The organism is Archangium sp. (assembly GCF_036389735.1).
Classification (GTDB): domain Bacteria; phylum Myxococcota; class Myxococcia; order Myxococcales; family Myxococcaceae; genus Archangium.
Genome location: NZ_DASVWK010000878.1, coordinates 1 through 8,233 on the forward strand (window position 1 = coordinate 1; position 8,233 = coordinate 8,233).

The 8,233-nt window shown below is 68.4% G+C and carries 5 protein-coding genes and 1 pseudogene; 5 read left to right on the forward strand and 1 reads right to left on the reverse strand.

The annotated features are described in order from the left end of the window. Window positions 1-1,658 (reverse strand): annotated as a pseudogene (locus VF794_RS31515) (hypothetical protein); the annotation flags it as partial. 133 nt (window positions 1,659-1,791) lie between these two features. Here VF794_RS31515 and VF794_RS31520 point away from each other — a divergent pair. From VF794_RS31520 to nla6, 5 genes are all read left to right on the forward strand, one after another. Continuing rightward, a complete protein-coding gene (locus VF794_RS31520; protein ID WP_331116820.1) occupies window positions 1,792-4,068 on the forward strand; it encodes a serine protein kinase PrkA in 2,277 nt (758 codons plus the stop codon). 136 nt (window positions 4,069-4,204) lie between these two features. Beyond that, the gene (locus VF794_RS31525) at window positions 4,205-5,095 is read left to right on the forward strand and encodes a serine protease (RefSeq protein WP_331116821.1); all 891 of its coding nucleotides are present in this window, start codon (window positions 4,205-4,207) and stop codon (window positions 5,093-5,095) included. Between the two features lie 84 nt (window positions 5,096-5,179). Continuing rightward, window positions 5,180-5,644, forward strand: coding sequence for a cytidine/deoxycytidylate deaminase family protein (locus VF794_RS31530; protein ID WP_331116822.1), 465 nt, complete (start codon window positions 5,180-5,182; stop codon window positions 5,642-5,644). A gap of 239 nt (window positions 5,645-5,883) precedes the next feature. Then, window positions 5,884-6,564: a histidine kinase dimerization/phospho-acceptor domain-containing protein gene (locus VF794_RS31535; RefSeq protein ID WP_331116823.1), complete on the forward strand. Its 681-nt coding sequence runs from the start codon at window positions 5,884-5,886 to the stop codon at window positions 6,562-6,564. A 75-nt stretch (window positions 6,565-6,639) separates the two neighbouring features. Beyond that, the gene (gene nla6 / locus VF794_RS31540; RefSeq protein WP_331116824.1) at window positions 6,640-8,073 is read left to right on the forward strand and encodes an enhancer binding protein Nla6; all 1,434 of its coding nucleotides are present in this window, start codon (window positions 6,640-6,642) and stop codon (window positions 8,071-8,073) included. Window positions 8,074-8,233 lie beyond the last annotated feature (160 nt).

Below are 8,233 nucleotides of genomic sequence, written 5' to 3' on the forward strand. Positions count from 1 at the left end.
TGGGGGAAGCCGGGGACGGACACGAGGAAGGTCTCCCCGAAGAGGTTGGTGAGGTCCACCGACATCGGATCTCCCGAGGACAGCACGGAGAAGCCGAGCGAGAGTTCGCCGGAGGTGTGGACCTCGTTGAAGCTGATGCCCGCGTTGAAGCCGGCGGCGCCGTGGACGGGGTTCTCCGAGACTGGCAGCAGCACGTCGCGCGCGGAGGTGGCGGCGACGGAGACGCGGTCGTAGCGGGCGAGCCCATCCGTGCGCAGCTCGGTCGAGGCGACGGAGAAGCTGGCGGTGGCGCCGACGAAGTCGGGGAAGAGGGCAACGCCGCGCGCGTCCGTCGTCACCGTGAGGGGAGCGGGGCAGGGGCCCGAAGCGGGAGGCCCATCACAGCCGAGCACCTCCACTCCCGTGAGCGGACGGCGGGAGGCCATGTCCACCACGGTGACCCGTCGGCCCGACTCCAGCGCGGGCAGGACGAGGAGGGTGGTCTCCTGGGGCGTGACCGAGGCTCCCGTGGCTCGCGCCTGCACGCGCACCGTCCCGGCGGCCACGGCCGTCACCAGGCCCGAGGAGGACACCGTCAACGCCTCGCTGGGGGCCCCGCTCGCGTCCAGCGCCGAGAAGGTTCCCTGGGCCAGCGGGAAGCTGGCGCCCTCCAGCGTGTAGGCCACGAGCGAGAGTCGCAGGGTGTCTCCCACCACGAGCGTGCTCGTCTTGGGAGAGAGCGCGAGGGAGCGGATGTTCGCCGCCGGGGGCGCGGGGCGACAGGCGCCGTCCGTGCACGCCTCGCCCGAGGCGCAGTCCGCGTGGCCCCGGCAGCCCCCCGGCATGCACCGGCCCGCCACACACGTGAGGCCCGAGGGACATGCGGTGCCCTCCGTGCATGCGCTCGTGGGCTGGCAGTGCCCGTCCCGGCAGTAGGCGGTGGCGGAGCACTCCGTATCCAGGAGGCATCGCGGCAATTCCTGGCAGATCTTCGTCGCGCACTCGAAGCCCGGCGGGCAGGTGCTCGACGTGAACGCCCGGCACTCGGTGTTGGGGCCGCACTCGGCGTTGGAGGCGCAGGTCTGGTACTCGAGGCAGCGACCCGCGGTCGCGCTGGTGCAGTACTGGCCCGAGGGGCAATCCGCCTTCGTGGTGCAGCCGGCGCGGGCGCAGGTGCCGGCCTCGCAGATGAAGCCCGCGCCGCACGTCTGGTCGTTCACGCACTGCCGCAGGCACGCGCCACTCCGGCAGAGGTAGAGCAGGGAGGCCACGCGCGGATCCACCCCGGGCGCGCAGTCCGAGGCCTGCGTACACGGAGGGTTGCACACGCCCTGGAGCGGCTCGCAGCGCTGGCCGGTCGGACAGCCTTCGTCCGAGGTGCACGCGGAGCGCGTCACACAGCGGCCGTTGTTGCACAACTGGTTGGAGGCACAGGCCGAGTCCGCGGTGCACAGGCAGCGGCCCGTGGTGCAGGCGAAGCCCTCGGCGCAGTCGGCGGCCTGGGCGCACTCGGGACGAGGGGCACAGGTGCCCGCCGTGCACACCTGTCCGCCACCACACTCGGCGTCCTCCAGACATACCGGTCCGCATCCGCCGTAGCGGCACCGTCCCGCGGGACAGTCGGCGTCCGTGTCGCAGGGCGTCGTGGAGGTGGGCGGGCAGGCGGAGAGCACTGCCAAGAACACAACGGAAACAAGAGCCCTGGACATCCCGCGCACCGAGGGGAAAGTTCCGGGGGGCGCCGCGCATCATGGCGGCCACCCGCCGGCGTGGTTAGTGGGTTCCTGAACTACAGCACAGAGGAGTCATCCCGTGGAAGCCAAGCGATACCTGCAGGAAGTGGGCGCCCAGGTGTCCGACGACTTCGTCAAGAACCGCTCCATCCTCTCGTTCGAGGAATACCTCGCGCTCTTCATGAGCGATCCCCGGGGGCAGTCGCGCAACGCCGCTCAGTACCTGCGCGATGTGATGGACCACTACGGCACCGAGCAGGTGGCGCACCCCACCGGGAAGATCCGCCGCTTCAAGGTCTTCGACGTCCCCTCCAGCGATCGGGATGGTCGGGTCGCGGGCCAGGAGGAGGTCCAGAACGCCATCTACCGGTTGCTCGGCAACTTCACGCGCGCGGGCCGCATCAACAAGCTCATCATGCTGCACGGGCCCAACGGCAGCGCGAAGTCCACGCTCGTCAACGCGCTCAAGGCCGGCATGGAGGACTACTCGCGCCAGCCCCAGGGGGCGCTCTACCGCATCAGCTGGATCTTCCCCTCGGAGAAGCTCGTCAAGGGCTCCATCGGCTTCGGAGGTGAGCGCGCGGCGGCGGCCGCCGCCTCGCCCACGGGCCCCGGAGGGGAGCTCACCAGCTACGCGCACCTGGACGCCGAGTCCATCGACGTGCGCATCCCCTGCGAGCTGCGGGATCATCCGCTCTTCGTCGTTCCGGCCACCGAGCGCCAGCGCCTGCTGGAGGGCGCGCTGAAGAAGAAGGGCCTGGGCAACGGGGACGGGCAGGGTGACAGCGACTTCATCCTCTCCGACTACATGGTCGGCGGAGAGATGTGCCACAAGTGCCGCAGCATCTACACGGCGCTGCTGGCCAACTACAAGGGCGACTACCTCCAGGTACTGCGCCACGTGCGCGTGGAGCGCTTCTACATCTCGCGCCGCTACCAGGTGGGCACGGTGACGGTGGAGCCGCAGATGAGCGTGGACGCCATGTACCAGCAGGTGACGGCGGACCGCACCCAGCTCAATGTCCCGCCCGCGCTCCACAACGTGGCCCTCTTCGAGCCCCACGGCCCGCTCGTCCACGCCAACCGCGGCATCATCGAGTACTCGGATCTGCTCAAGCGCCCACTGGAGGCCTTCAAGTACCTGCTGGGCTTCAGCGAGACGTCCCAGGTGCCGCTCGAGCACTTCGTGCTTCAGCTCGACGAGGTGCTCATCGCCTCGTCCAACGAGAAGCACCTGGGCGCCTTCAAGGAACTGCCGGACTTCGCCTCCTTCAAGGGCCGCATCGAGCTGGTGCGCGTGCCCTACCTGCGCCGCTTCCAGGTGGAGCAGCAGATCTACGATGCGCAGATCACCCCCACGACGGTGGGCAAGCACGTGGCCCCGCACGCCACCGAGGTGGCCGCCATGTGGGCGGTGCTCACCCGCCTCAAGAAGCCCATCCCCGACCGCTACCACGCCGAGGTGAAGGAGCTGGTGGATCAGGTGACGCCGGTGGAGAAGATGCACCTCTACGAGGAGGGCGTCTCACCGGATCGGCTCAGCCAGTCGCACAGCAAGGAGCTGCGCAAGCTGCGCACGGACATGTACGAGGAGTCCGACGCCTACCCCAACTACGAGGGCCGTAGCGGCGCGAGTGCCCGGGAGATCAAGACCGCGCTCTTCAACGCGGCGCAGAACCCCGACTACAAGTGCCTCAACGGGCTGGCGGTGCTCGAGGAGCTCGAGGCCATCTGCAAGGACAAGAGCGTCTACGAGTTCCTCCTCCAGGAGGTGGTGGACGGCTACCACGACCATGAGGAGTTCGTGCGCGCGGTGGAGGCCGAGTACCTCGACAAGGTGGACGAGGAGGTGCGCGAGTCCATGGGGCTCGTCTCCGAGGGCCAGTACCGCGAGCTGGTGGAGCGCTACGTCTACAACGTCAGCCACTGGGTGAAGGGCGAGAAGATCCGCAACCGGATCACCGGCACCATGGAGCGCCCCGACGAGCAGCGCATGACGGAACTGGAGGCCATCGTCATGCCGCGAGGCGAGGACTCGGGCGAGTTCCGCCGGGGGCTCATCTCGCAGATCGGCGCGCACAAGCTGGACAACCCGGACGCGGAGATGGACTACCCGCGCATCTTCCCGGACCTCTTCCGCCGCCTGCGCGACCACTACTTCGAGGAGCGCAAGCGGGTGCTGCGCCGCAACAAGGAGAACATCCTCAAGTACCTCTCCGAGGAGCGCGGCACGCTGTCCTCGCGCGAGCAGACCCAGGTGGAGAGCACCCTCAAGACGATGCACGAGCGCTACGGCTACTGCGAGCACTGCGCCAAGGACGCCATCCTCTTCCTGATGAAGAAGCGCTACGGCTGAGCCGATGGAAGCAGCCGGGCGGACGGGCCCTCCCTGGGCGTGGTGCTTTCCGAAAAGGGCGTAGCAAGGGGAAGATGGGGACTCATTCCTGGTTGAAGGAACTCGTCCCTTCCTCCTCCCCTGATTCGGAGCGTCGATGACCCGTTTCGCCCTGGGCGGTTCCGCCCTCTTCGCCCTCCTGTCCTGCGCCGCCTCGCCCAACCCACCCGTCGCCTCCGCGAACCCGGAGATGGGTGGGGCGGGCGCTCCGGTGGTGATGCAGTCCGCGGGCGCCCAGGCGCCGCGGCCCTCGCGCAAGGAGCTGGTGAAGCGGATCCTTCCGCACAACGTGCGGCTCGCCATCCACGAGGGCGGCAAGGCGCGGCGGACGGCCTCGGGCGTGGTCATCGGCAACGAGAAGACCCCCGAGGGGCTCGTCAGCTACGTGCTCACCAACGCGCACGCGGTGGAGATGGACGATCTCAAGGACCCGCGCCTCGTCGTCATCGTGGACGAGCGCGCCGACTCCACCGAGTACATGGGGCAGGTGGTGGCCACGGGCGCGGTGCCCGACATGGACCTGGCACTGCTCAAGGTCCCCGGCCTGCCGCTGGCGCCCGCGCAGCTCGCCACGGACATGGAGCTGGAGCTCGGGGATGACGTGGTGGTGGCCGCCTCGCCCTTCGGCCGGGCCCTGTCGCTCTCCGGGGGCATGGTGTCCCATGTGGAGTGGGACAAGGAGAGCAAGCAGCCCCGCATGCTGAAGACGGACGCGGCCATCGGCTATGGCGCCTCGGGCGGCGGCATCTTCAGCCTGGAGTCCGGCAAGCTGCTCGCCATCGTCGAGGGCTACCGCACCGCCAAGGTGGGCTTCGCCGTGGCCGAGCAGAACTTCAGCTTCGACGTGCCCATGCCGGGGGAGACCTTCGCCGCTCCCACTTCCAAGGTGCGCCAGTTCCTCCAGCAGCACGGCTTCTCCCGGCTGATCGGCACGGGGGCGAAGGGCTCGGAGACGGGCGCCAGCGGCGCGCAGACCGCCAGCCGATAGTTGCCCCCCCGGGGTTCCGGCCGGAAATTCGACAGCGCCTCCCTCCACGGTAACGAACGGTACGGACCGAGGTGGGAGGCACACATGAGCAACCGGAACTCCTGGGATCAATACTTCATGGACATCGCGCGCCAGGTGGCCAGCCGCGCCACGTGCGACAGGAAGCACGTGGGCGCGATGCTGGTGCGTGACAGGACCATTCTCTCCACGGGCTACAACGGCTCCATCCGGGGCCTGCCCCACTGTGACGACGTGGGTCACATGATGGAGAACGGCCACTGCGTGGCCACCGTCCACGCCGAGGCCAACGCCATCATCCAGGCGGCCAAGAACGGCGTGCGCATCGACAGTGAGCGAGAGAAACCCACAACGCTCTACACCACCGCCAGCCCGTGCTGGCCGTGCTTCAAGCTGATCGCCAACTCGGGCGTGCGTCGCATCGTCTACGGCGAGTTCTACCGTGATCCGCGCATCTTCGAGTACGCGGCCCGGCTGGAGATCGAGCTCGTCGGTCCCGGTCCCGAGCAGCAGCCGGCAAGCGAGCGCTGAGCATCGCCGCACCCTGTCGGCCAGTTCACGAACTGCGCGTGGACTCGGCCTTTAGTACGAGTGAAGCGTCCGATGATCGACATCTGAACGGATGAAACACGAACGCTTGGCTGTGGGAATTCGTCGCAGCCGGCAAGAATTACCGCCCCAGGGTTGACGGTATCTGACGGGCTCCCTAAATCCTCGCAGCGACAGGGCGGCGGGTGGATAGGGCGCCAGTCAACCTCTTAGGAGCTTTCGTGATTACCTCCACGGCTGCGAGCAGCAGTGCGCCCTCGGTGCGCGAAGGGGCCGATCCAGTGGTGGATGCCGCACGCTACGGCGCGGTGCCCACCCTCATGGACAGCCTCCTGCACGATGTGCGCAACCCCCTGAATGCGCTGTCCATCCACCTCGAGGTGCTCTCCGAGAAGCTCAAGGGCGACACCGGACAGGTGCCTCCCTCCCAGGAGAAGAACCTCAAGTCCATGCGCGATCAGATCCAGCGTGTGGACGCCATCCTGCGGCGCTTCTCCGAGTTCATCGTGAGCCGCGCGGGCGCCCCGGGCGACGTGGAACTCTCCGAGACGGTGACGCGCGCCCTGGAAGTGCTGGCGCACGAGAGCCGCAAGCGGCGCCTTCAGGTGCGCCCCTCGGTGACCGCCGGGGTACGGGCGCGCCTGTCGGACACGGGCGAGCTGCCCTTCCTGGTGGTGCAGGCGCTGATGAGGGCCTACGGGCGCTCGGAGGCGGGCGCCGAGGTGACGGTGTCGGTGCGTACGGAGGAGACGCGGGCCGTGCTGGAGGTGGTGGATGCCACCCCTTCCCCTGCGGAGAACGCCCCCGAGGTGGTGGCGGCCCTGGAACTGCGGTGTGCGCAGCTCGGGGTGGATCTACGGATGCAAGCGGGCCTGTGCCGGCTGACTTTCCCGCTCGGCTGATCCAGTACGTGGGCTTCGCGACAAGTTCTTCATCACGTTCTTCATCAAGGTTGTCTGATGTCTGGAGGTACTCCCGTGGGCAGCGCGCGAATTCTGGCAGTGGACGATGAGCGCGATACGTGTGAGGCACTCGCGGAGATGTTGACCGCGTGGGGCCACAAGGTGGAGACCGCGTTCGACGCGCACGATGCACTGCGCAAGGCAAGTGAGTTCCGGCCGGACGTGGTCCTGTCGGATCTCGCCATGCCGGAGACGGATGGGTTGGGGCTGCTGAGGACCCTGCGGGACGAGCTGCCGGATTGCCCGGTGGTGCTCCTCACGGGTCACGGCACCATCGACGCCGCGGTGGCCGCCATCCGCGAGGGCGCCTATGACTTCATCGTCAAGCCGCTCGACACCGCGCGGCTGAAGGTCTGCATCGACCGGGCGCTGGAGAAGAAGGAGACGATGCGCGAGGTGCAGGGCCTGCGCCGGCGCCTCAAGCAGCTGGGCTCCACGGACTTCATCGGCCAGTCCACCGGCATGCGCAAGGTGTTCGAGCTCATCGAGAAGGTGGCTCCCTCCAAGGCGAGCGTGGCCATCTCCGGCGAGTCCGGCACGGGCAAGGAGGTGGTGGCGCGCTCCATCCACAACCTCTCGCAGCGGCGCGACAAGGCCTTCGTCGCCATCAACTGCGCCTCCATCCCCGCCACCCTCATCGAGTCGGAGATCTTCGGTCACGAGAAGGGCTCCTTCACCGGTGCGGATCAGCGCCGGCCCGGCGTCTTCGAGCTGGCCCACGGCGGCACGCTCTTCCTGGACGAGCTCGGGGAAATCCCCATCGAGCTCCAGGCCAAGCTGCTGCGCGTGCTGGAGGAGGGCCGCCTGCGGCGGCTCGGCGGCAAGGTGGAGATCGAGGTGGACGTGCGCGTGCTGTGCGCCACCAACCGCGACCTCAAGAAGGAGATCGAGGCCAAGCGCTTCCGTGAGGATCTCTACTTCCGCCTCAACGTCTTCCAGATCCACCTGCCGCCCCTGCGCGACCGGCGCGAGGACGTGCCCATCCTGGTGCAGCACTTCGTGGAGAAGTTCCGTGGGGACTCGGCCAAGCGCCTGACGGGCGTGCACCCGGACGCCATGGAGGTCCTCAAGAACCACGAGTGGCCGGGCAACATCCGCGAGCTGCGCAACGCGGTGGAGCGCGCCGTCATCCTCTGCGATGGCGAACTCATCATGCGCGAGCACCTGCCCCCCGACATGGCGGGCAAGAGCCCCGAGCGCCACACCTTCCGCCTGCCCTACGGCCTGTCGCTCGACGCGGTGGAGCGCGAGTACATCCTCGGCAGCCTCCAGCGTAACGGGAACAACAAGGCCCGCACGGCGGAGATCCTCGGGGTGAGCGAGAAGACGCTCTACAACAAGCTCAACCGCTACGCGGCCGAGGCTCGCCAGCAGCAGGCGCCCAAGGGCGCGCCGGAGGCCGGGGGCTTCAGCGGCCCCTCGCTGGGCAACAATTCCGAGTTCCGCTGAGCCCCCATCCCACCCACCTGCGGGGGTCTGGCCATGAGCCGACCCCTCAGGTTGGCCGGGTGGGGCGTGTCTGGTCCTGCCCAGGCCTTCTTGGAGGCCGGGCGGTGATCGCACGCCCGTTGGAGAAACGAGCATGACGCAGTGCGCGAATGGTAGGGTG

Bases quoted from the DNA above. Each gene is read 5' to 3' on its own strand.
- VF794_RS31525 (WP_331116821.1), top strand. From the start codon at position 4,205: ATGACCCGTTTCGCCCTGGGCGGTTCCGCCCTCTTCGCCCTCCTGTCC.
- VF794_RS31530 (WP_331116822.1), top strand. From the start codon at position 5,180: ATGAGCAACCGGAACTCCTGGGATCAATACTTCATGGACATCGCGCGC.